The organism is Mycobacterium sp. NGS49 (assembly GCF_059812565.1).
In genome coordinates this window covers 91,290-114,900 of record NZ_JCALCX010000019.1, presented here as the reverse complement: position 1 = coordinate 114,900, position 23,611 = coordinate 91,290, and the positions used below count along the sequence as shown (strand labels likewise).

14 protein-coding genes are annotated in these 23,611 nt (G+C 68.5%); 2 read left to right on the top strand and 12 right to left on the bottom strand.

Features of this window, described 5'->3' with window-relative positions; all coding sequences use genetic code 11:
• Positions 1–48: 48 nt before the first annotated feature.
• Entirely contained in the window at positions 49–2,286 is a 2,238-nt protein-coding gene (locus AC5Y7D_RS20360; protein ID WP_499927102.1) for an EspK C-terminal domain-containing protein, read from the top strand.
• Positions 2,287–2,331: 45 nt separating this feature from the next.
• Here AC5Y7D_RS20360 and AC5Y7D_RS20355 read toward each other — a convergent pair whose 3' ends face one another.
• The 10 genes from AC5Y7D_RS20355 to AC5Y7D_RS20310 form a co-directional block, all read right to left on the bottom strand.
• Positions 2,332–2,949, bottom strand: a complete 618-nt coding sequence (locus tag AC5Y7D_RS20355; RefSeq protein WP_499927101.1) for a hypothetical protein — start codon at positions 2,947–2,949, stop codon at positions 2,332–2,334.
• Positions 2,950–3,112: 163 nt separating this feature from the next.
• Positions 3,113–3,403: a WXG100 family type VII secretion target gene (locus AC5Y7D_RS20350; protein WP_499927099.1), complete on the bottom strand. Its 291-nt coding sequence runs from the start codon at positions 3,401–3,403 to the stop codon at positions 3,113–3,115.
• A 41-nt stretch (positions 3,404–3,444) separates the two neighbouring features.
• On the bottom strand, positions 3,445–3,750 hold the full coding sequence (locus tag AC5Y7D_RS20345) for a WXG100 family type VII secretion target (RefSeq protein WP_499927097.1): 306 nt from the start codon (positions 3,748–3,750) through the stop codon (positions 3,445–3,447).
• A 32-nt stretch (positions 3,751–3,782) separates the two neighbouring features.
• The gene (locus AC5Y7D_RS20340; protein WP_499927095.1) at positions 3,783–5,027 is read right to left on the bottom strand and encodes a PPE family protein; all 1,245 of its coding nucleotides are present in this window, start codon (positions 5,025–5,027) and stop codon (positions 3,783–3,785) included.
• Between the two features lie 229 nt (positions 5,028–5,256).
• Positions 5,257–5,889 carry a hypothetical protein gene (locus AC5Y7D_RS20335; RefSeq protein ID WP_499927093.1) on the bottom strand — a complete coding sequence of 211 codons (633 nt, stop codon included), beginning with the start codon at positions 5,887–5,889 and terminating at the stop codon, positions 5,257–5,259.
• Between the two features lie 95 nt (positions 5,890–5,984).
• Positions 5,985–6,800, bottom strand: a complete 816-nt coding sequence (locus AC5Y7D_RS20330) for an ESX secretion-associated protein EspG (protein WP_499927091.1) — start codon at positions 6,798–6,800, stop codon at positions 5,985–5,987.
• Between the two features lie 2 nt (positions 6,801–6,802).
• Positions 6,803–7,117, bottom strand: a complete 315-nt coding sequence (locus tag AC5Y7D_RS20325) for a type VII secretion target (RefSeq protein ID WP_499927089.1) — start codon at positions 7,115–7,117, stop codon at positions 6,803–6,805.
• Between the two features lie 75 nt (positions 7,118–7,192).
• Positions 7,193–8,500, bottom strand: a complete 1,308-nt coding sequence (locus AC5Y7D_RS20320; RefSeq protein WP_499927087.1) for an EspA/EspE family type VII secretion system effector — start codon at positions 8,498–8,500, stop codon at positions 7,193–7,195.
• Between the two features lie 630 nt (positions 8,501–9,130).
• Positions 9,131–12,457: an arabinosyltransferase EmbB gene (embB, locus tag AC5Y7D_RS20315; protein ID WP_499927085.1), complete on the bottom strand. Its 3,327-nt coding sequence runs from the start codon at positions 12,455–12,457 to the stop codon at positions 9,131–9,133.
• The gene (locus tag AC5Y7D_RS20310; RefSeq protein WP_499927083.1) at positions 12,454–15,744 is read right to left on the bottom strand and encodes an arabinosyltransferase domain-containing protein; all 3,291 of its coding nucleotides are present in this window, start codon (positions 15,742–15,744) and stop codon (positions 12,454–12,456) included. Before AC5Y7D_RS20310 ends, embB begins: the two co-directional genes overlap by 4 nt.
• Before the next feature lie 207 nt (positions 15,745–15,951).
• Between AC5Y7D_RS20310 and AC5Y7D_RS20305 the strand changes: the two genes are divergently transcribed.
• Entirely contained in the window at positions 15,952–17,076 is a 1,125-nt protein-coding gene (locus tag AC5Y7D_RS20305) for a BTAD domain-containing putative transcriptional regulator (protein WP_499927081.1), read from the top strand.
• Between the two features lie 15 nt (positions 17,077–17,091).
• Here AC5Y7D_RS20305 and AC5Y7D_RS20300 read toward each other — a convergent pair whose 3' ends face one another.
• On the bottom strand, positions 17,092–20,487 hold the full coding sequence (locus AC5Y7D_RS20300) for a PE family protein (RefSeq protein WP_499927079.1): 3,396 nt from the start codon (positions 20,485–20,487) through the stop codon (positions 17,092–17,094).
• 499 nt (positions 20,488–20,986) lie between these two features.
• Positions 20,987–23,590 (bottom strand): PE family protein, encoded by a 2,604-nt coding sequence (locus tag AC5Y7D_RS20295; protein WP_499927077.1) that lies wholly within the window; start codon positions 23,588–23,590, stop codon positions 20,987–20,989.
• Positions 23,591–23,611 lie beyond the last annotated feature (21 nt).

Genomic DNA, 23,611 nt, shown 5'->3' with positions numbered 1-23,611 from the left:
CCGACCAACCACTCTCAGCAGCCATCTGGCGGAGTCGGAGATTAAGCCATGGGCATCGCAAAGCCGTTCGGCGGCCATGCCGAGCAGATGCTCGACCCCGATGCATGGCCCGAAGCCGACGAAGACGTCCTGTTCGACCGCGCGCATGCGTGGACGCAAATCCTGCACCAGGTTGCCGAGGTGCTGGGTGCGACTCGCCGGCAGCGAGCGGAAATGTTCGAGGCCGATGGCTGGTCGGGCGCCGCGGCTGCCGCCGCCGACGGCGAGCTCAGCGGCAACATCGATGAGTTGGTCGCACTGCAGAACATGCTGGCAACCGTTATTACCTGGCAGCGTTATGTCGCCGGCACGATCTTCGAGGCTAAAGCTGCCATCAGCGACAACGTTGAGATCGCGAACCAACGAATCAACGCCGTCGTCACCGATTCCCGGCTGACGGCTGACGCGCGACGCGCGGCCATCGAGGCGCTGGTCAGCGAAGCGTACTTGGAGAACGCCGGTGTTGTTGCCGCAACCGCCGAGCAAATCCGGGCAAGCAGATGGTGGAAACCGCCGCACAGCGCCCTGGAAAACCTGCTCGACCAGAAGGTCCCGCCACCGTTCACCATTGCGGTCCCTGACCGGGGATCGGTGGCGCCTGCGAACGAAGCTTCGCCGTCCGACCCACTCCGCGCGCCGTCGGTGCCGGAAAACGCGACAACAACTCCACCGCCGGAGGGTGCGGACACAATCGTGCCCGGGACATCCGAGCTGACACCCGTGGACCGCGCGGCCGGGAATGGGAACGGGCCGCCGACACCAGCGACGCGTCCGCCAAGCCTGTCGGGTTCGACCGCTCCGTTGAGTCCCCTCAACACGCGCGTGGGGGCGACTCCGGTGGGTCCGCCAGGTCCGACACCTTCGCCGACCCCATCAGGCCCGACCGATCCGTCGCGGCCGGCGACCCCGTCGGCTCCAACCGGTCCGGCGCATCCCTTGCACCCGGCTGCTTCGATGAAACCGCCGGCCACGGGCGAGCATGGCATCGAGACGGGGGGGCCCGTGTCCGTGGCGGCGCCGTCGAACCTTTTGGGGGATCAGTCGTCGGCGTCGAGCGGTATGGGCGGCATGCCTATGGGACCGATGGCAGCCGGCGGTTCCGGTGCTGCTGCGGGTGGCCGTTCGGGCGGGGGGACGGCAGCCCCAGTCAGCAAGGTTCCAGACAAGCCTGCCTCCTCGGGTCGCCACGCGGCGGCTACCCGGGCGGTAGGAACCGCTCGGACAACAGCGGATGACAAGACCGGTTCAACGGGCCGGGAGCAACCGGCCGAGCACACCGAGGATGGCGCCGCTGCGACGATCCCTGTCTCGGCGGCCCGGATTGAACGCGACGCGATCGCCGAGGCCGCCGCTGCCGATGCCGCACGCCGCCAGGGGACGGATCCGTTGCGGTTGGGTCGGCGCATCGCGGCGGCGTTGAACGCGCCTGGCAAAGGCCGCCCCGTGGAACTGGGGTTCTCTTGGATCACCGCCGTGACGACTGACGGCGCGATTGTCGTGGCGAACAGCTACGGGCTGGCCTACCTACCGGATGGCATGCGGTTGCCGGACCAGGTCCACCTGGCCAGTGCTGATCCGACGATCCCGGCAGCTGTGCGGGCGCGTTGGGCCACCTACCCCGTAATGGCAGTGCAGGGCTGGGCGGCGCACCACGACCGCAAGCTGCGGGTTGTGATCGGCACTGAGCAGCAGTTGGTCAACTCTGACTGCGGCGCGGCCAAAGTTGTGCTGCAGCCGGACGACATCCCGGCCACGGGTGACATGCCCGGTCGAACCCGACTCGAGGTGGTCGATCGGGCAGCGGCCGAACTGCTCGCTGAGACGCTCGACGCTCGTTTGATCGATTTGTTGCCGCCGGCACCAGTAATTGCCGAGCGGCGGCCGTCGCGCCAAACGGTCGAGTCCGAGGAACCGGGGAAGGGCGCACCGGTGGTTCCAGCGCGGATGGCCAAGCGGGTGAGAGATCTCGCCCCGTTGCCCCCACAGCCGGCGTCAGCCAGTCGGCAGGATGAACATCTCACGATGTTGTGGTTAGCCGTGTCGAAGCCGCTGGCCAGCAGCCATCCAGACCGCCAGGCCGTTCACCTGCGCGCGTTCCGCGCCTACGCCGCTCGTGCTCAACTGGTGCGGCTCAGTGAGGCACACCAGGCAACCGATCCGGCCTCCCAGCGCGTTGCCGTGGCCGACTGGCTGTATTGGAAATGTCTCGCTCGACTCATGGATGCCGCTCTGGCCGACGCTGCGTGAATCGGCACAGGCGGCTCGACGAGGGCTTCGGGACGGCAGTCAGAGTCAGAACGTGGTGCCGGTGGGTGCAAACTGCGATGCGTCGGCCGTCGCCGACCGGAAAACGTTTGGTAGCGCCTGCTCGCCCGGTGCGTCGCCCTCGTCCCCGGGATATTCCTTCGCGGGCGGGTGTGCCGGGTTGTCGGGCCGCGTGCCGATATTGGTGCCGGCGCCCTGGACAGCTCCTTGTAAGACGGACGTGACGGCTTGAACGTGCTGCGCGGTCGGACCCACCGCTGTAGCCAGCTCGCTGATCTGGCCGAGCTGCGCAGGTGCCGGGACGAATTGCGCGGCGGGGGCGGCGCGGGCCGGTCCGTGTCTCCTCGCATCGTCGGGCCAATGCATGGCCCGGCCGCCCGGCAGCCGGCTCGCAGCCGGTGGACGTGTCTGGCTCGTAGAACTGACCTCGAGCTGGCTGAGGTAGTCGGCCAGGCGCCGATCGGTGTCGGCGTAGATGCTGGCCGCGACGGCGAGGCGGGACCCTGTCCTGGTATTTGCAGCTTTGATGGCGGGAAGCCCGTTGATCACCGGCGCCTCGATGACCGGCAGTGTCTCGTCAATCGCCGCCGACACTGGATCCCGGGCCGGAAGGTAGAACGGAGACAGGGGCGCTGGATAAGTCAATTCTTCCAACCTCGTCGCGGCAGCCTGCAGGAGCGCCGGATCAACGCTCAATTTTTCAGCCATAGGGGGTTCTCCGGAATTGGGTTACGCTTCGCGCCTCTCCCCCCGGACGCGACGTCTGCGACTTGGACATGCTGAGCGCTTTCACCTTTTGCGAGCGTTGCTACTGGAACATTCCGGTGACCTTGGACTCCGTCAGCAACATCGCCTCGCGAGCTTCCTTGATGCGCAACGCCAGGCTTTTTAGCGAGTCATTGAGCTCCGTCGACGTGCGGTCCCAGCGCAGTTGGACTGCCTGGTAGGCATCCGATCCGCTGCCGGCCCATGCCGCCGCGAGATTGTTGAGGGCCCGGGTGCCTCGGTCCAGAAGTCCGGCTGTCTGTCGTACCGCTCCGTCGATGGAGCTTTCTCCGGCCTCAATGCCGCCAAAGTTCCATGTCTGTTCGTCTGACATCACTGTTCTCCCTTATTGACGGGGGTCGAGGGCTGGGGTGTTCAGCCGAAATTCATCTGTGAGGCCAAGCCGGCCGCTTGTTCGTCGTCAGACTTGCCGTATTGAACACCAGCCTGGTGGATATTGGCCGAGATGTCGGAGAGTGCGCTTATCTGCGCTTGACCCGCTTCGCGGAACCTTGTCAGAGCCTTCGTTGCGGCCGCGCCCGCCTTGCCCCGCCATTGGCCGGACAGTTCGCCACTAATGTTCTCGACCATGCGGATTATCTGCTGCAATTCGACCGAAATTTGATCGAAGTTCGCTGCCCCCGCGCGGAGCTTGGCGGCATCGGTTTTCATCTCTGTCATGTGGGGCTCCTAGCTACTCGATGCGTGTTGGTTCACCAGTCGTCGCCCTCATCGAGACCAACGTATTGGCTTTCGCTGGAATGGTCGGCGACCAGTGCGGTGGTCACCAGACCCGATTCGGTGTCCGCCCCCGGCTCTTCGCCCCCTGGCGGCAAGACCCTCGGCGCTGCGCCGCCGCCGGTCGATAACCCAGGAGCAGCTCCGGGTGTCGCAGGTGAGACCGTGTCGGCCGGCTTCTCGATCAGTTGCGACATCAGCGCGGTGCGGGGCTCGGATCCCGCCGCTCCCGGCAGTGCTCCGCCGTGAATCAATCCGGGGCCTAAGCTGGGGCCCGACCCTCCGGCGAGCGGATGATTGGACAGCGGGCTGGCACCTAGTAGGCCAAGCTGTCCCAGTTCCTTTCCGCCTAGAGTGCTGGAAGAGCCACCCACAGCGGCGGCGCTGAATTCGCTGCCACCCATGTCGCTGCCGGAGATGCCGCTGCCAGCCATGCCGCCGGTCTGGCCGACCAGCGACGTCAGCTGCTGGATCGGCTGCATGAGCGACTGCATCGGTCCGGTCAACGGCCCCAGTTGCCCTAGCTGGTTCAGCAACTGCATGGCTTGCTCATCGGACGACGTGGCCCAACTGGGGACCAAATCCGACAAACCTTGTGCCGCGGCCTCGAACTGGCGCATCGCCGTCGTGCCCGCTTGACGGGCATTGCTCCATACCCCCCCGACGCCCGGCGAAAGCATCTCGCCCACTTCGGGCTGCACGATGGGCTGCAGCGGCAGCAGCGGCTCGAAGACTGTGTTGGCCGCGGTCTCCGATTGGTAGACGTCCATCGCCGCGGCGGCCTCGTTCCACATTCGGACGAAATAGTCGGTTTCGTTGGCACCGATGGGCATTAGGTTGATGCCGAGGAAATTGGTGGCGACCAGTACCGCGTGCGTGACGTGATTTACCGCGATATCGATTAGCGACGGTGTTGCCGCAAGCGCGGTGAGGTAAGACTCGGCCTGCGCCGACGCCTGCGTAGCACGTTGCTGGGATTTGCTCGCCGCGTCGTTGAGCCAGGCCACCATAGGTGTGAACGCGGCTACCGCCCGTTCGCTGCCCGCGCCGGACCACAGGCCCTGCAGCGCGACGAGGGCTTGCGCCAAACCGACTGCCTGAGCCTCGAGAGCGTTTCCGAGCCCCGCCCACCCGGCGGCGGCCTCCAGCATCGGGGCTGGGCCGGCGCCGGCCATCAGGCGAGCGGTGTTCATTTCGGGTGGCAGCGCATGCCATAACATACTCAGCCACCCCTCTTTATTTGCAAATCTCTCGGCTGGCAGCAATTTTCGGGTAGGGCGCATGCGCCGGCATCACCATTGGTGAAAGGAGCGCAAGTGAAAAGCAAATTGAATATGAACACGATCGGAAGTCTTCACATCGAGTCAGAGCGGCACTGGGCGGCGACGTTGCCTTCTCTTTATATGCCGTTGTGCGCCAATACTTCTACGATAAGTGACCGAATTCATGTCAATCCTTCTGGTGCTGGTATCGGGCTGCGAAGACTTCGGCCTCAGCCTCGGCGGCTTGCTCCGGTGTCGGCAGCTGCATACCGATCTCCATGAACGCTCGGAGGACCTCCGTGCCGTCCAGCCCGAAATCGCCGACGTCCTGCAGCCCTTCGGCTTGAGCTGCGTTTTCGAGCAGGTAGGTGTGCTGGCCGGCCAGGCCTTTCTGCCGAGCTAACTCAGCAAGGATGATGATCTCTTGTGCGAGTTCGGATTCGGTTTGACTGAGCGCTTCGGGAGACAGCTTGACCCGCTGGGTTCTGCCGTCCATCAGCGCTGAGACGAGCACAGTGTCGGAGGGGTTGACCACCGAGAACAGCTGAAGGCCCGCTTCCTCTTCTCCGTGCGCCTCTTCCTCGTCGAACTCGGTCGCCGAGTCGATGGCGTCCAGCGTGCTGCCGGTTTCTTGCGTTGCCGGTCCACCCGGCGGTGCGTAGTCGTTGTCCAGTGGATCAACAACTGGCTGTTCGATACAGAAGTCCTCATCGCCGGGGAACTCCAGCAGATCCGGATCTGCTGCGCTCTCGCAGTCGACTTCGTCTGCATCGAAGATGTCGAACGCGGCAAGGTCGTCGTGGTCGCGTGGATCTGGCATCGCGTCGTCTTCTTTCTGCGGTGTTGGCGGCCGGAATCAATGTCGAGAAACACGGGGTTGGATGGACGGTGGAAGCATGGAGTGGGGTGATTGGCTCAGTCGAACCAGGCGCCGGCAGGTAGAAATTCCATCAAGCCGTCCAGCGTCCGCTGCAGATTCTGTTGAGTGCCAGGCAGGAAGCTTCCGTACAACTCCCCACCGACACGGCGGGGCAACGACACTACCCGGCCCCACGCTGAGTCGAGCACGCCCGCGGCCACGCGGGTTTGTGTGGTCGTGCCGCCGGGATGACGTTGGGTAGCAGTAATTTCCGCCCAGCTGTCCGGGGCACCGATAAGTTCGGAATAGATGCGGGCCGAGGGAGCCCCCACTCCATGTTCGATCAACTGGTTTGCGGTGCTACACGCCGACAACTCCGCCGCCACCCCGGTAAGCGGCTGGACATCAGCGGGTTTGGCAGTGCCGAGCACCACGGTCACCATTCCCGCCAATCCCACCTGGGGAGCCGAAAGCTGCAGAACCAACATGTCGCCGTCCCGCGCAACAACTACGTGGCGGTCGTTCTTGCGGCATACAACGAATCGCACCATCAGGCCGCCGACGTCTCGCCGAAACCAGCGGCCCTCCAGCGCGCGGTCCGGCCTGCTCAGGGTGTCCACCATTGCCGCCACCGCCGGGTGCGGCTGCCCATAATGGTCCAGCACGCCCTGGGCGGTGAGGTCGCGCCGCACCTGGTCCCAGACCAGGGTACGCAGACCCTCTTGCGGGATATTCGGTCGAATCCCCAGCGCCGGAGGGAATTCGGAGAGATGCAACCGGTCGGCAATCACCAACAAGCCGTCGATGGTGACCCCCACGCCGACAACGCCTCCAGCGGGCACCGCGGATCCGGCGGCGACGGAACTGATCATGACTATCTGTCGAGCATTTGGGAGTCGAGGTTGTCGGCCAGTTCCCCGTCGACGCCCTCGTAGGCCGCCCCGGCAGCCCGGAGCTTGGCGGCCAGGCCGAGACTCGCGTCGGCGAAGGCTTTTCCTGCGGCTTGTCGGATCTCTTCGATGGTGTCGAACGCCCCGTTGCTTGATCCACTGATCACCCCATGGCTGATCCAGCAATCCTTACCGGTCCCGGACAGGGCGTCCGCCCCGGCCTGCGCGTAGCCCGCCGCGTCTGTCTGGTTCCTTGCAAGGGTCTCCAGGATTGTCGGTGAGACGAATAGAACGGTCATATCTTCGCTTTCCTAATGTTCGTGCCCGCCTCGGAAAAGCATTGGCGCGCTACGGTTTCACTGCGCCGCTCAACGTCAGAGGACCCGCCCGCGGCCAGTCGCGGGCCCCTCGGTGCTGTCGGTCGGGGCATCGATCGGTACACGCTCCATGCCACCTTCGCCCGACGCTGCCCCCGCCGCCGCGGCGGTGTCCTCGTCAGGGTCGGGCACGGCGCGATCGTCGGCGGCAGCGTCGGCACCGTCGTGGCCGTATTGCTGGCCCTGTTGGCCCATTTGGGTGATCTGCTGGACCTGTTGCATCGTCTGGTTGAGCGGCTGAGAGACTTGCTGCGACATCTTCGCGGCCGAACCCGCCAGCTGAGAAACCTGCGCCAGGCTGGGCGGCGTGATCGTTGGTACCGGCGCGGCGGGGGCCGCAACCGGTGTCGCGGGTGCCGCTTCCGCTTGTACTGCAACCGAACTCATTCCCGAGGTGCCGGCCGATTCGGATGCGTCCAGCAGGGCGCGTTGTGACGGCAGCGCGCTATCTCCGGCGGCGACGGCCAATGCGGAGATGCTCGGCGCGCTCGAGAAGTCTGATAGGCCACCGGAAATGTTCCTGAAGTCGGAGACCTTGGACGAGGTCTCCGTGGCCACCTTGCCAACGATCTGCCCGAAGGTGCCCGCCATCTTCGCCTCGACCTCACGGCCGAGCGCGACGTACTGCTGCGCCAAGGCGGCCACTTCGTTCGACAGTGTCATCGAGTTCGATAGCGTGAGCATCTCGATCACAAAGACTGCCGAGCAACACGCGAAGGCGGCGACAATCTGCCATGCCAGTGACACTTCCGGACCGACGACCGGAATCAGGTAAAGGGCGAGGGCGACGCCAGCTGCCGCCGTCAGCACCGCCACATTGACGGTGATGCACATATGCGCGCGTTTGACTTCGGCGGCCTGGCTCTTCAAGTGCCCCTGCAGTGTCTTGTCGTAGCCCTTCATCGTTGCCACGTAATTCTTGAGCGTGTTGACCTGTTCGGTGTAGGCGGTCGCGGCAGGACCCGACCAGTCCCTGGCGTCCGGAACGCACCCCGGGACCAGAGTGGTGGTGAAAAGGTCGAACTTGTCCGATGCCGTCGACACCGCGGACCCGGAGTTGGGAGTGCCGAAGCCGTTGAGAAAGTCCACGACCAGCAATGCGATCGCCGCAGCATCGACGACAGCTGTTGGGGTGGGCAGCATTTTTGTGCCGGAAGCCTTTAACGCGTTGGCCAGAGTCGTGCTCTGCTTACTCGCATACATCAATCCTTTGCCGACGATCGTGCCCGCGCTCGCGCCGAGCGAACCCCAGTCCTGGTTCTGGACTGCGCTACCGCCGGTGTACAAACTCTTCACCACCGTCATCAGATCTGACGCACCGTTAAGCCAAGACATCCCGGGTGTCCCTTCGCGCTAGCCGCCGTCGTGCACCGAAGCCGCGCACAGTGGGGAGCGTAGCAGCGTTCGAACGAGGCTGCATGGCGCGAATGCCAGGTGGGGCAATAGCTTTGGAGCATCGTGGCCGACGGTTGGCCGTAGGGTTGCGAACTGATGACTGGGTGGCGAATGGCGATAGACACGGGTACGCGAACACGCAGGTGTGAGCCGGCCGGCAATGGTGTTCGCGCGCGCGCCGGTGACACGCCGGGCTCGAGTTCTGTTGCATGACAGCAGAATCTGCTGTTCACCGACAGGCCACTTGCGAGGCCACCGATGTTGATCTGCTTGTGACCTGGCCGGTGACACCGGACGATCACCCGATCCGCAGCCATCTCCGATTCCCAACGCTCACAGTCGAAACCGGTCAAACGTCATGAGCTGTCGAGGGCCGACATCACCCGGCGGTATGTTTGAGGGCCACTATCGACGAGGGTCAGGGCTTGATTTGCCCGGCTCCTCCTCAGCCCGCATGCGCGGGCTGCATCGTCGCCAGGCTAGGGCTTGATTTGCCCGGTTCCTCCTCAGCCCGCATGCGCGGGCTGCATCGTCGCCACGCTAGGGCTTGATCCGGATCTGCCCCGGCGACCACAGCCCACTCCGCGTCGCCTCGCCCAGGTCCAGCCGCGCCGGCGGCGCGTCGACCAGGGTGTCGAACTTGCGCAGCGAGCCCCAGTCGCGGGCCCAGTCGCGGGACAGGTAGGTCGCCATGACGTGGGCGCGCAACAGCAGGTCGGTGATGCCCAGCAGGCCGCCGTTGACGCCGTCCTCCCAAGTGTCGGTGTCCAGCTTCTTGGCCGAGTAGTCCGGGGTGATGCGGAAGCGCGGTATCTCGGTGACTCCGTTTGTGTGCAGCATCGGCTGCTGGCACGGGAACGCCAGCCCGACCGCCCAGTCCAGCAGCACCGGTTGCGTCGAGCCGACGTACTCCTGCAGCGACCGCAGGTCGGGCACCCGGGGTGGGGTCACCGCGATCCAGTCCTCCGGGGTCAGCGACAGGTCCTCGGCCACGACCCGTACCGCGACGGCGTCGGCGGGCATCCTGTCCCGGGCGAAGCGCAGGTTGCGCCACGCCTTGGGTTGCTCGCCATAGAGGTCGTCGGGCACCATCCGCCCGGCCGGGACCAGGGCCCCGGGGCCGGGCCGGGCGTATTCCAGGACGACGGTCTGGCCGCTGGTGTAGTGGTGCAGGACGCTGTTGCCCGCGATCTTGCCGGCGGCGGTGATCACCACCAGCGGATGGCTCGCTATGGAAGCTTGGTCCGGTTTGGGCAGCTGATACCAGGCCGACGCGAGACGGCTCTGCTGCTGGGCGCCGGCGGTGTAGGTGCCGGCCACTGGTACCCGGGCCGGGTCGAGTTGGTAGGGCAACGGCACTGTCGAGCCGTTCACCCCGGGGGTTTTCAGCTTGGTGGGCGCGTCCCAGTCGTAGTCGGTGCCGGGCTGGTTGGGCTTCATCACCACGGCCTCGGCGACGGTGTGCTCGGGCACCCCGTTGGGGGAGAAGCCGACCGGATCGCTGCCGCCCAGCGGACCCAGCGGCCCGTAGTTGCCCGGGAGCGGCGTCATGAAGCCGGCGTTGGTATCGGGCTCGACGAGCACGTCGTCGGCCAGTCCGCAGCCACCGGCGAACGCCCGCAGGTTGGACCAGCCGTTGGAATAGGTGGGGTACTGCCGGACGACCCCGATTCCCATCGACGCGACGAACACCAGCGCCATGAAGCCGGCCGCTAGTGCCACCGGCGCGGTGGTCAGCAAGCGCGCCACCCGGCCCTCGCCACTGCCGCGCGGCGCGAAGTGTAGCCAGGCCGCATAGCTGGCGGCGATCACGAACAGTGCGAAAAAGACTGTGCTGACCGTGATTCCGCCGAGCTTGGGCATGGTGCTGTTGAACGGGACGCCGTAGCTGGACACATACCACCAGCCGTTGGTGGTGGCGAAACACAGCGCCACCACGAAGAACACCGCGGCCAGAAAGGCCATCCGGTTGCGCGACCAGCGCAACACCGCTGGCGACACCAGCACCGTCGTCAACGCCGCCATCGCCGCACCCACCGCGGCGAACAACCCGAAGTGGTGCACCCACTTGGTCGGGGCGAACATGAGGAAGAACATGGTGCCGAAGATGACGCCCATCAGCCGCCACGCCGGGCCGCGCGCCACCCCAGGAATCCGCTTGCGCCGCAACATGATGAACACCGCGGTGAACAGGCACAACGCGGCGATCAAGAAACCGAACCGGCGCGACAGCGAACCGTCGACAGTGGGCAGGAACAGGTAGTAGTAGCGCAGGTTCTCGGTGTACCAGGCCTGGCTGGGGCCGATCTTGCTGCGCACCCGGGTGGCTTCCAGCACCGTCGACAGGGTCTGGTCGGCGAAAACCATCGTAAGAATGACGGTGCCGGCCGCCAGCATCGGCAAGAGCAGCGGCAACGTACCCACCATGCGGCGACGCTTCACCAGGATCCGCAGGATCGGGCGACCGCCGGCCACCAGCGCCGCCACCGCGATCAGGCCGGTCGGTTGCACCCCCAGGGTGAAGGCCGCGGTGATGATGGCCAGCGCGGCCGGCGTCAGGCGGCTATAGCGCATCGACCGTTCGATCAGCACATAGGTGACCAGCGATCCCAGCGCGATGATGCCCTCGGGTCGCAGGCCGTTGTTGAACGGCATCCACGCGGTCAGTAGCACCATGGCCGCCGCCCAGTTGGCGGGTTTGCTGGCCGCCACCGCCGGACCCAACCGGGGCAGCACCTCGCGGGACAGCAACAGCCAGCAGATCAGCCCGGCGAACAGGTCCGGGAGCCGCATCCAGATGCTGGCGTCGCTGACGTGGGTCATCAGCGCCAGCAGGTTGTAGTACCAGCCGAACGGGTCCTCCGGGCTGCCGAACCAGCGGAAATAGTTCGACATGTAGCCGGCTTGGTCGGCGACGCGCGCCATGCCCAGGATGTAGCCGTCGTCCGAGGAGTTGGCGCCCATCACGTGCCACAGCAGGAAAGCGAAGATCACCACGCCGTCGAGCAGCGTGAAGGTGCGCCAGTTCGCTGGGATCCACCTGCGCATCCGGTGGCCGTCGAGCTGGTCGAGGCGCCACAGCGCGATCAGCGCGACGATGGTGGCCACGATCGCGCCGACCATGGCGAGCAGCTTGAGCGTCGTCGGAGTGCTGGAGAAGCGGGTGTCGATGGTCGCCGACAGGCTCAACTGCGGCGGCGCCGGACCGGTCAGATCGGTGAAAACCCCGACGATCTGCGGGCGCAGGTTCGGGTCCGGAAAGCCGCTGCGCAGCGGGGCGCCGCGCGGATCCTTCAGACCGATGAACTCGGCGAACGTCCCCGCGTGCGTCGAGGTGATGTCGATGCGCTCGCACTGCGGCGACCGCATCAAATCGCGCGGCACCGACAGAATCACGACGTTGCGGTCGGTGACGTCCACGCGCTGCGCACTGACCACGACGAACAGGGCGTTGAGGTTGGCATCTTTACCCTGCTTGGGCGCGGTGCCCAGGATGACGCCGCCGCTGGACGGCATGTCGCGCTCGATGCTGCACGGCACCGACGCCTTGAAGTCGACCGGCGTCAGCGAGATCAGCGGCGACGTCACGCTGTTGAGCTGGCCGTTCTGCGGCCAGTTGAGCATCGCGGTGGTTTGCACGACCGGCAGCAGCGGCGTGGCGACCGACAGCACGAACCCGATCAGGCCGGCGATGGTGGCCACCCACCGCGTCGCCTTTGTGTGGCGAGCTGGGGGCACCTCCCGCTCGCGAGCTGGGCGCACCTCCCGCTCGCGAGCAGACGCAAAATCGCCCGAATCTGGCTGATTTTGTGCGATTTTGCGACTGCTCGCGGGGTTGCCGCCGCTCGCGGGGGGAGTGACGCTCATGGGAGGGCCCTAATCGGTCCTTGCCGACTCCAGCCGGGCACTGTGATCACCCCTTGCTGCACGACGGCGTCCGGCGCCTGGTCGGCCGGAACCAGCCGGTGGTACTGCTCCACCGAGCCCCAGTCGCGGTACCAGTCACCGCTCAGATAAGTCGAGATGGTCGACGTCCACAGCAGGCCCTGGGTGAACATGAACGGGCCGCCGGTCGAAGCGGCCTGCCACAGGTTCGACGACACGGCGGTCTGCTTGTGGTCGGGCAGGATGCGGTACCCCGGCAGTTCCGCGATGCCGAGGTGCTCGGAGAACGGCCGCTGGCACGGGAAGTTCGCCGCGGTCGCGATGTCCATCAATACCGGAACCTGCGACCCGATGAGCTGCTGCAGCGATTCCAGCTCCGGTACCCGCGGCGGCGTGAACGCGAACCACTGTTCGGAGCTGAGGTTCGGGTCGTAGGCCACGATGCGGGCCACATTGGCTTCCGGCGGAGCCCAGGCCAAGGGGAACCGCAGGTTGCGCCAGGCCGGCTGTGGCCCGAGGTCGATCGGGAAGACCTCACCGAGGGGCTGGGTGCTGCCGTCGGGTTTGGCGATGCCCCATTGCAACTTGAGGGACTGGCCATACATGAAGTCGCCGTCCTCTTTGTAGGACCAAATGGCTCCCGCGGCCGACACCACCACCAGCGGCCGGTCCGGGCGACGGGCGGGCAGCTGATACCAGGCTGAGGTGGCGCGCGCGGCGAGGTTGTTCTCGCCGTAGCTGCCCATCACCGGGGTGCGGGCGGGGTCGAGCCCGAACGGCAACGCCGCGTGCGAGCCGTTGATGCCGGCCGGGCCCTTGCCGCCGGCGGTTCCGGCGGAGTCGGTGATGGCGGCGTTGGGCTTGTTCGGCGAGGCGTCGGAGTTGACGACGCCGGGCTTGCTCACCACCGGGTCGGATTTCAGGTCCTCGCCGACGCCCTCGGGCTTGAAGCCCACCGGGTTGACGCCACCGAGCGGGCCGTCCGGACCGAACTGCTGTCCCGGAAGCGGTTGCAGCATACCGGCATTGGAATCGGGCTCGGCGAGCACATCGTCGGCCATCGCGCAGCTGGTGGACGACAACCCGGACCGGACCGCGGCCAGGTTCGCCTTGGCGGTGGTGTAGAGCGGGTAGCGGAACGCCGCGCCCTTGGCCAGCGAACCGACCTCGCCCAGCACCATGATCACCGCCACCACCAGCAGCGGGGTCGAGGCCAGCACGCGGTTACGCCGGTTGTTCTTCACCTCGGTATGACCGGCGTAGTCCATCCGGAAGTGGTACCAGGCGCCCAACAACCCGGTGAGGATCGACAGGGTCAGGAACATCGACGTCACCGGATGGCTGGCGATGACGGGCTGGATGTCGTACCACGGGACGCCGTAGTTGCCTACGTAGAACCAGCCGTTGATGCCCGAGGTCGCCCAGGCCAGCACGAACAGGAGCGCGGTGACATACAGCGCCAGGTTTCGCCGGCTGTGCAGGCCGATCCGCGCAACGGTGAAGGCGGTGAGTCCGCCCAGCGCGCCGGCCAGCCCGGCGAAGGCGCCGAATTGGATGGCCCACTTGGTGGGGGTGAACGTCAGCAACAGCAGACCGATCGCGGTGGTGCCGATCAGCCGCCAGGCCGGTCCGCTGGCCACCCCGGCCACCTTTCCGCGCCGCAGCAGCACGAACAGCATCCCGAACATGCACAGCAGCAGCACCAGCACGGCGAACCGGCGCGACATCGAACCGTCGGCGTTGCTCTCGACGGTGAGGAAGTAGTAGCGCAGGAAGTCCTGGTACCAGGCGATCGTGGGGCCGACCTTGTACTTGATCCGGGCCGACTCCGCCACGGTGGCCAGCGTCTGGCTCTGGAATGCCACCAACGTGATCGCGGACAATGCCGCGGCGAGCACGGCCAGCGGCGCCAGCAGCCCGTCGGTGGCCCGTCGCCGCCGAATCGTCTGTGCGATGGCGCGGGAACCCGTCAACAGCGCGGCAACCGCGATCAACCCCTGCGGCGCCAGCGTCACGGTGAGCATCGCGACCAGGATCGCGCCTGCGGCCGGGGCAAGCCTGCCCAGCCCGATTGCCCGCTCCACCAGAATCCAGGTGACCATCACGCCCAGCGCGATCAACGGTTCCGGGCGCAACCCGTTGTTGAACGGTATCCAGGCGGCGACGAACACCGCGCCGGACGTCCAGACCGCGACCCGGTTGGCGGCCAGCCCGCCTCTGGCCGGTCCCAACCGTCGCAATACGCAGTGGCTGATGACGAGCCAGCAGGCAATTCCCGAAGAGGTGGCGAGTAGCCGCATCCACACCCCGGCCGTGCTTACTGAGGCGAGTTCGGACAGCTCCCACAGGTACCAGTCGAACGGTGCGTCGGTGGTGCCGAAATATCGGTAGTAGTCGACCGCATAGCCGGCCTTGGGCGCTACCCGGGCGATGGTCAGGTTGTAGCCGTCATCCGACGAGGTGGCACCGATTAGGTGCCAGAGCAGCAGCGTTCCGATCACTGTGGCGTCGGCAAGCCAGGTGGCCAGCCCGACGCCTCGGATCTTGGGCCATCGCGGGCGCCAATCGCGCAGCGTGTGCCCGCGGCTCAGCCGGTCCAGCGCCGCCAGCGCGACGATGGCGCCGAGCACCGCGAGCGCGCCCAGGATCATCGCGAGGGTCTTCAGGGCGGTGGGTTTGAGGATGAAGCGGGTATCGACGTCGACCCGGGCCGACAACCCCGGCTGCGCGCGCACCTTGAGGTCGGTGAAGATGCCGCCGACTTGCGGCTTCTTCTCCGCATTGAGCTTTCCGGCGGCGCCCGGGACGCCGACGAAGTCCGCTCCCGCGCCACCGGCGTCGGCCCAGACGTGCAGGACGCTGCAGCCGCCGGCTGCGACCTGTGCCCGCGGGGCAGCCGCGGCGACGGTGTCGCGGAACGCAACCACCACGGTGTCCTTGTTCGCGCGGACGAACAGGCCGTGCTTGCCGGTCTGGAAGCCGTCGGTCGGAAGAGTGGCGACTACCAGACCGCCATTGGGGGGCAGGGTGGCGATGGCCGGGCAGGGGATGGAGATGTCCAGGTCGCGGGGGGCGCCGGAGACCAGCGGCGCGGTGATCTGGCTGACGTTGCCGTCGGGGCCGCTGCCCTGCGGCCACAGGATGGCCGCCGTGGTCTGCCGCACCGGGAGCAGCGGAATCAGCAGGCACAACAGCAGACCGGCGATTCCGCAGACGACGGCTACCAGCCGGGCGGTCCGGTGGGACCGCTCATTACCGTCGGGGGACACGAGGCTCGATCGTAGGCGACGCGATTAAGTGCGTTGAGGATGCGGGGCCGGGGCACGGGCTGCGGGGTTCGAAGTCATTACCGCGGGCTCGGCGCCGGCGGCGCTGCGGGCCGGCGTCAGGAACGGTGGGCCTGTGCGCCAATGGCGCAACCAGAGGTCACAATTGGAGCGGAGAACTCGCCGATCACCCGGAAGGCTGGCAGCGCGATGACGAACTCGACTCTCGGGTTTGGTGTGCTGGGGCCGCTGCAACTGTTGGTGGACGGTGTGCCGGTATCGGTGGGGGCGGCCAAACAACGGGCGGTGCTGGCGGTGCTGCTGATCAATCGCAACCGGCCGGTATCGGTCGATGCGTTGATCGACGCGGTTTGGGACGGCTCACCGGTGCCCGCCGCGCGCACCAGCATCCAGTCCCACATCTCCAACCTGCGCCGGTTGCTGCGCGACGGTGGAGCCGACCCGGTGCGGGTGCTGGCGAGCGCGCCGCCGGGCTACCAGCTCAATGTCGCCGACACCGACTACGACTTGGGCCGGTTTGCCGGCGCCAAGGCGGCGGGAGTCGCGGCTGCCGCCGCCGGCCGTTTCGAAGAGGCCAGCAGTCACCTGTCCACGGCCCTGGCCGAATGGCGCGGCCCGGTTCTGGACGACCTGCGTGACTTCGATTTCGTCGCTCCCTTCGCCACCAAGGTGCTAGAGGACAAGGTGGCCGCGCACAGTGCGCGCGCCGAGGCCGAGATCGCCTGCGGCCGTGCCGACGCCGTAATCGGCGAACTGGAGGCGCTCGCTGCCGAGCATCCGTACCGGGAGCCGCTGTGGGCGCAGCTCATCACCGCTTACTACGTCACCGAGCGGCAGTCCGACGCGCTGGGTGCCTATCGGCAACTGAAGACGGCGCTGGCCGAGGGCCTGGGCATCGACCCCGGTCCGACGGTCAGCGCCCTGCATGAGCGGATCCTGCGCCAGGAGCCGATCGTCATCAAGCAGGCCGTCAAGAGCACCCGCAAGCGCAGCCGGATCGACACCCGCACGACGTTGTCGACTTCGGTGGTCGCGGAACTGTGTGACCGCTTCGGGCGCCGCTTCCAGCTCAATAGTGCGACCACCCGAATCGGGCGGTTGACCGACAACGACATCGTCCTGGACGACACCGACGTCAGCCGCCACCACGCCGTCATCGCCGACACCGGGTCGGGGTTTGTGATCACCGATCTGCGCTCGACCAACGGGGTCGAGGTGCGGGGTGAACTGATCCGGGGGAGCGCCACGTTGGCCCATGGTGACACCGTCTCCATCGGGGGATGCGAGTTCATCTTCGAGATTCGGCCCGCCTAATCGCCAAGTCGCGATCTACGGGGAAAGAGCTAAGCCGTTGCTGCCGTCAGCGCCGTCTGTGCCGCCAATGCCGCCCTTGCCACCGGTGCCCCCGCCGCCGGCGAGGGCATTCGACAGGACCGACGCATTCGCATCGCCGCCGTTTCCGCCCTTTCCTCCGTTGACGAAAGGCAACGAACTGTCGCCGCCGCCGCCACCTTTTCCGCCGAAGCTCAGCCCCGCTCCGTTGTTCCTCGCGTCACCGCCCCGGCCTCCGAGCCCACCTGTGCCACCATCGCCGCCGGCTCCGCCCGCCCCGGCTGTGGCGTCACCTGTCGCGGACGTGTTGAAGACCTGGGCGAACCCGCCCTCACCGCCGGTTCCACCAGTAGTCCCAGCCCCGCCGGCCCCGCCCTGCCCGGCGGCTGCAGAGCCCTTTCCGCTCGTGAACCCGGTACCGCCGTTGCCGCCCTTGCCGCCTGCACCGGTTGCACCTTGGCCGCCGGCGCCCCCGGTACCGCCGGTGACGTTGTTGGTAGCGCCGCTGTTGGTCAAGTTGGCGTTACCGCCGCCCCCGCCGGCGCCGCCGGTGGTGGCGCCATCGCCGCCCGCTCCGCCGGCCCCGGCAGTGGTGGTTCCCGTGCCGGTGGTGCTGGCGGTTCCCCCGTTGCCTCCTGTGCCGCCGCTGCCGGTGAAGCCCTTGCCTCCGGCACCTCCGGTGCCAGACGTGGTTGACCCGGTGCCGGTGTTCTGCGCGAACCCTCCGGAAGCGCCATCGCCGCCGGTGGCGCCATCGCCGCCGGCGCCGCCGTTCCCGCTTGTCGCGGTGCCCGGGCTGCCCTGAAAAACGCCCGCCGTCCCGCCGGCGCCGCCCCGACCCCCCGAGCCGGTGGTGCCGCCACTGCCGCCCGCTCCGCCGGCGCCGGCGATCGCGTTGCCGGTACCGACCAGGTTCACACTCCCGCCTTCGCCTCCGATGCCACCTCCTCCAGGACCGTCCCCGCCGGCGCCGCCCGCGCCACCGATCGAGTTGCCCGATCCGCCCCGCACCATCGAAGCGACACCACCTGATCCACCGCGCCCGCCGGTTGCACCGCTGCCGCCCATTCCGCCCTTACCCGCGGTGGCATCGCCGGTCGTAGTGGCGACGTTCAGATTGCTTATACCCGCGCCGCCGCCAGAGCCGCCACCTCCGCCGATTCCGGTCGTGCCACCGCTGCCCCCGTCACCTGCATCACCGCCGTTGGCGCTCCCGATTCCGGCGGTAAAGGCCCCACCTCCCGATCCGCCAGTGCCGCCACCGGCCGGCCCACCACCTCCTGAGCCCGCCTTGCCGCCGGTGACCGTGGCGCTGGAGACGGCATTGCGAATATCTCCGGTGCCGCCGGATCCGCCGAGTCCGCCGGTGCCGGTGGCCCCGGCATCACCGCCTTTCGCCCCGGCGCCACCAGTGGCCTGCCCGGTTCCGAAAGTGATTGCCTGCCCGCCGACACCGCCGTTCCCGCCTCCGGTACCGCCGCTGCCACCGTCTCCCCCTTCACCCCCGATGACAACGCCGTTCGACACGGCATTGTTGATGGTCGCCGCACCACCGGCGCCGCCGGCTCCACCGAGTCCTGTTGCACCGCCCGGGGTTCCGTCCGCGCCGGAGCCGCCGGTGGCGTTTCCAGTCCCGTTGTTGACCGCCGCACCGCCCGCGCCGCCGTTGCCGCCACCGGCAGCGCCGGCACCGCCGACTCCACCCGACCCGCCGTTCGCGTTCCCGGTTCCGTTGTTCGTCGCCGTGCCGCCGCCACCCCCAGTGCCCCCGCGGCCGCTGACTGAATTGCCGCCGGCCCCACCCCGGCCGCCGATGGCATCTCCGGGGCCCTGGTTGATTGACGCACCACCGCTTCCGCCGTCGCCTCCCGCGCCGCTGCCGGAGCCGTTGCCGCCGGACCCGCCATCACCGCCGACGCCGGCGGCCATGCCACTCGTACCACCGCTTCCGCCTCTGCCGCCGGCGCCGTTGCCCAGCACTGCGGCGTTACCGCCGGCCCCGCCGGTGCCGCCACTGCCGTAGGTGCCGCCGTTGCCGCCCGTCCCACCCGCTCCGCCGGACGTGCCAGAGGGTGCCGACATGTCGGTGGCTGCGTCGTAACCGTGCCCGCCGGTACCGCCATGACCACCGTTGCCGGGGACGATGGCGCCGACTGCGCCGATGGCGCCGGCGCTCGCACCCGCGCCGCCACCGGCGCCGCCGCTGCCGCCGACGCCAAAGCCGCCGGGATTGCCACCGTTGCCACCATTGCCCGCGGCAATGGTCGGACCACCAGTACCGCCGGTACCGCCGTCGCCCGGCGCTCCGGCGTTGCCGCCGGAGCCACCGGCACCGCCATCACCGCTGGCGCCGTGCTGGCCCAGGAAGGCGGAGCCACGTCCGCCCGCACCTCCCGGACCTCCATTGCCGCCATCACCGCCGGTGCCGCTGTTGCCTCCGTTACCTCCGGTTGCGCCGACTGTGGTCGTGGCGTCCCACCCCGCGCCACCTGTGCCACCCACCCCACCGGTCCCGCCGACACCGCCGCGGCCACCGTCGCCGCCGGAGCCGTAGACCAGCCCACCGTTACCCCCGGCGCCGCCCGCGCCAGCATTGCCACCATCACCGCCGGGACCGCCGGGGCCGCCGGCGCCGCTTGCCAGCGTCGCGGTACCCGTGGCGCCCGGGGAGCCGACCGCGCCCGCGCCGCCAGCTCCACCGACGCCACCCGCGCCACCGTTGCCGAATAGCAGTGCGCTACCGCCATAACCGCCGGTGCCGCCCCTACCGCCGGTTACCCCCGTGCCGCCGGCCCCGCCGGCTCCGCCGTCGCCCCATAACCATCCACCCGTGCCCCCGGCTCCTCCGGTCCCGCCGCCGATACCGCCCGCACCGCCGACTCCCCCTGCGCCGATCAGCCCGGCGGCCCCACCGGCGCCGCCGGATCCCCCGGGCGCGCCCGACCCGCCGGCACCGCCGTTGCCCCACAGAATGCCGCCAGCGCCGCCGTTCTGGCCCGTTCCTGGCGCCCCGTTTGTGCCGTTGCCGACGAGGGGACGCCCCAACAGCAGATTGGTCGGCGCGTTGATCACGTCCAAGACGACCTGCTCGAGCGTCTGCAGCGGTGAGACGCTGGCTGCCTCCGCGGCTGCATAAGCCACCCCGGCCCGAGAGAGAGCGTTGACGAATCGGGTATGGAAGTCAGCGGCCTGCGCACTGAGCGTCTGATAAGCCTGGCCGTGGCTCGAGAATAGCGAGGCAACCGCCGCTGACACTTCGTCTTCGGCGGCTGCGACAACGTCAGTTATCGGCAGCACCGCGGCAGCGTCGGCCGCACTCAACGCCGAGCCGATGCCCGCCAACTTGGTTGTCGTGGCGGCGAAAACGCCCTCCGCTGCAAACAAATGCGACATCGCGGTACTCCCGACAGAATTAGGTGATAAGGCTCGATCGAGTCAGTCGCAACTATTGCAGATGTGCTTACCTATTAAAAGGTCTACAGGACTGCTTGGGGAGAGTAAGTAATTAAGTAGTTCAGATTTTGAATTAATTATTTGAGTTCCACCTGATGCCCATGGAACCTACTGCGTTGCTCAGCAGTGGATCCAGCGGCTACGGCGGCGGGATCATGCTCGCTCGAAATGTCATGACCGACAAGCTCACTCGATTCCGCGAGTTCGCCCGACGCGGCCCTGCAGGAGTACCTAGCGAGTGTCGCCTGATCTGCACGAGCCAGTAAGCGATACCGACCACCTGGGTTAGGATGGCATGCCCATTGACGCGCGATATGCGACTTGCAGGTTCCAGTTCAGCGCATAGCGCGTCTCGGAAAACATCGCCATCAGCTCTTGCGCAGCGGCGCCGGATTTCGCAACCCGCTGCGCGTCGCGGCGCCCAGCTCTAGCGGGGCTGCTACGGCAACCCATTTCGTCCGTTGAGGCCGAAAAGCGACCCGCCACTGCCCCCGACGCCGCCAGTACCGAGCACCAGACCTCCGGCACCGCCGTTGCCGCCACCGCCGCCGCTGCCGATGAGCACGCCGTTGCCGCCGGCTCCTCCGATTCCGCCGTTGCCGAAGCCGCCGCCGCCGGCACCGCCCGCACCGCCGACGCCCCACGTCCGCCCCGCCGTGCCCCCGGCCCCGCCGTTTCCGGCCGCTCCGCCGAAGCCACCCAGGCCACCGGCGCCGCCGGAGCCGAACAGACCCGCGTTGCCGCCGCCCCCGCCGTCACCGGCAGCGCTGCCGCCGCGCGAGTCGCCGCCGGAGCCGCCGGCGCCGCCGCCGCCGAACAGCCGGCCGGCGTCGCCGCCGGCGCCCCCGTTGCCTCCCGCACCGAACGGGTTGGCATCGGTGAATCCACCGGGCCCACCGGTTCCGCCGTTGCCGAACAACTGACCTGCATTGCCGCCGTTTCCGCCCGCACCCCCGTTGCCGGTGAAGCCCATCCCACCGGCCCCGCCGTCTCCGCCGGCTCCGCCGAGCAGCCCCGCCGTGCCACCGGCCCCTCCGGCGCCGCCATCGCTGATGCCCCAGCCGCCATCCCCGCCGTTGCCGCCGCCGGCACCGAGCCACCCGCCAAGCATCCCGCCGGCGCCACCCGTGCCGCCGCGGCCGGCGTTGCCGGACGAGGTGATCCCGCCGACGCCACCGGCGCCACCGGCACCGAACAGTCCGCCCGCGCCGCCCGCCCCGCCGGTGCCGCCGGCCATACCGCTGGCCGCTCCGCCGACCCCGCCGACTCCGCCGTCCCCGAACAGCCACCCGCCGGCCCCGCCAGGGCCGCCCGCGCCGCCCACGGCGCCGAAGGAATTCGGCTTGCTTGCACCGGCGCCGCCGGTTCCGCCACTGCCGATCAGGCCGCCGGCGCCGCCGGCGCCGCCGTCCTGCCCCGTACCCGCGGGCCCCGACCCGCCGGCCCCGCCGTCGCCGAGCAGCCATCCGCCGGGCGCGCCGTCGGCTGCGCTGCCCGCCGCGCCGGGCACCCCGTTGCCGATCAGCGGGCGCCCGGTCAGTGCCTGGGTGGGTGCGTTGACCGCGTTGAGCGCCTGTTGCTGCACGGTGTGCAGGGCACCAAGGGGCGTGTTGGGGCTTGCTGGGGCGTTGAATCCGTCCAACCCCAAAACCAGTCCGCCGCTACCGCCGGCTCCGGTGCTGCCCGGCGCGGGGCCGTCGCCGCCGATGCCGGCGTTGCCGCCGTTGCCGATCAGGACTCCGTTTCCGCCGTTGCCACCGGCTCCGGCGGCTCCACCCCCGAAGCCGGCGGTGCCGCTTTCCGCACCCGCGCCGCCGGACCCGCCGTTGCCGAACAGCAGGCCGCCCCGGCCGCCGTCACCGCCGGCGCCGCCGGCGCCGAGGAACGCGTTGACTCCGCCGGCTCCTCCGGTGCCGCCGGAGCCGAACAGGCCTGCGTTGCCGCCGCCGCCTCCGGTGCCCCCGGTGCCGTTCATACTGCTGCCACCGTTTCCGCCGGCGCCGGCGCTAGAGAAAAATTGGCCGGCATTCCCGCCGGTTCCGCCGGTACCCCCGAGGCCATCGCTGGCCCCACCGGTGCCGCCGGCTCCGCCCGGACCGACCAACAAGCCGCCATTGCCTCCGGCCCCGCCCGTGCCGCCGGCGCCGAAGCCGTATCCGCCCGCTCCACCGGACCCGCCTGGACCGCCCAGCATTCCGCCGGCACCGCCGACGCCGCCCGCACCACCGGTGTTAGCACCGAAACCGCCGGTTCCGCCGTTTCCACCGCCGGCTCCGACCAGTCCGGCGAGTAGTCCGCTGGTGCCGCCCGCACCGCCGGCGCCGCCGGAGGCAACCCCGTACCCGCCGGTCCCGCCGGTCCCCCCGGCGCCGAACAAGCCACCGGTGCCGCCTGCTCCGCCCGCCCCGCCGTTGCCGAACGAGGACTGGCCGCCGCTCCCGCCGGCACCGGCATTGCCCGCCAGCCAACCGCCGGCGCCACCGGACCCGCCGGCGCCACCGGCGTCGGTCAGACTGTTGCCGCCCGCCCCGCCGGCTCCGCCGGTGCCGAACAGACCGGCGGCACCACCGGCGCCGCCGTTCTGGCCGGTGTTCACGGCACCGGATCCGCCGGCTCCGCCATTGCCGACCAACCAGCCGCCGGGCGCACCGTTTTGCCCGGTGCCCGGGGCGCCGTTGGACCCATTGCCGATCAACGGGCGTCCGGTCAGTGTTTGAAAGGGCGTGTTGACCGCATTGATCAGCTGTTGCAGCGGCGAGGCGTTGGCGGATTCGGCAACGGGATAGCTGCGGGCACTCGCGTCCAGTAGCCGGACAAACTCGTCGTGGTACTCCGTCGCGCGCGCGCTCACGCTCCGGTAAGCGTGGCCATGCTGAGAGAACAGCGACGCCAACGCCACTGAGACTTCATCGGCCCCTGCCGCCAGCACCGCCGTCGTGCGGGCCGCTGCTGCCGCGTTTGCCGAACCCAGCGCCGATCCGACACCCCACAGGTCGGCTGCGGCGGCTGCCAGTGTCTCCGGGTTTGCCATCATGAACGACATCGGATGATCCCCTTAGCGCGA

Coding starts and splice junctions, on each gene's coding strand:
- AC5Y7D_RS20320 (WP_499927087.1), bottom strand. CDS start 8,500: ATGACGGTGGTGAAGAGTTTGTACACCGGCGGTAGCGCAGTCCAGAAC.
- AC5Y7D_RS20340 (WP_499927095.1), bottom strand. CDS start 5,027: ATGTTATGGCATGCGCTGCCACCCGAAATGAACACCGCTCGCCTGATG.
- AC5Y7D_RS20295 (WP_499927077.1), bottom strand. CDS start 23,590: ATGTCGTTCATGATGGCAAACCCGGAGACACTGGCAGCCGCCGCAGCC.
- AC5Y7D_RS20325 (WP_499927089.1), bottom strand. CDS start 7,117: ATGACCGTTCTATTCGTCTCACCGACAATCCTGGAGACCCTTGCAAGG.
- AC5Y7D_RS20305 (WP_499927081.1), top strand. CDS start 15,952: ATGACGAACTCGACTCTCGGGTTTGGTGTGCTGGGGCCGCTGCAACTG.
- AC5Y7D_RS20350 (WP_499927099.1), bottom strand. CDS start 3,403: ATGTCAGACGAACAGACATGGAACTTTGGCGGCATTGAGGCCGGAGAA.
- AC5Y7D_RS20335 (WP_499927093.1), bottom strand. CDS start 5,889: ATGCCAGATCCACGCGACCACGACGACCTTGCCGCGTTCGACATCTTC.
- embB (WP_499927085.1), bottom strand. CDS start 12,457: ATGAGCGTCACTCCCCCCGCGAGCGGCGGCAACCCCGCGAGCAGTCGC.
- AC5Y7D_RS20360 (WP_499927102.1), top strand. CDS start 49: ATGGGCATCGCAAAGCCGTTCGGCGGCCATGCCGAGCAGATGCTCGAC.
- AC5Y7D_RS20345 (WP_499927097.1), bottom strand. CDS start 3,750: ATGACAGAGATGAAAACCGATGCCGCCAAGCTCCGCGCGGGGGCAGCG.
- AC5Y7D_RS20330 (WP_499927091.1), bottom strand. CDS start 6,800: ATGATCAGTTCCGTCGCCGCCGGATCCGCGGTGCCCGCTGGAGGCGTT.
- AC5Y7D_RS20300 (WP_499927079.1), bottom strand. CDS start 20,487: ATGTCGCATTTGTTTGCAGCGGAGGGCGTTTTCGCCGCCACGACAACC.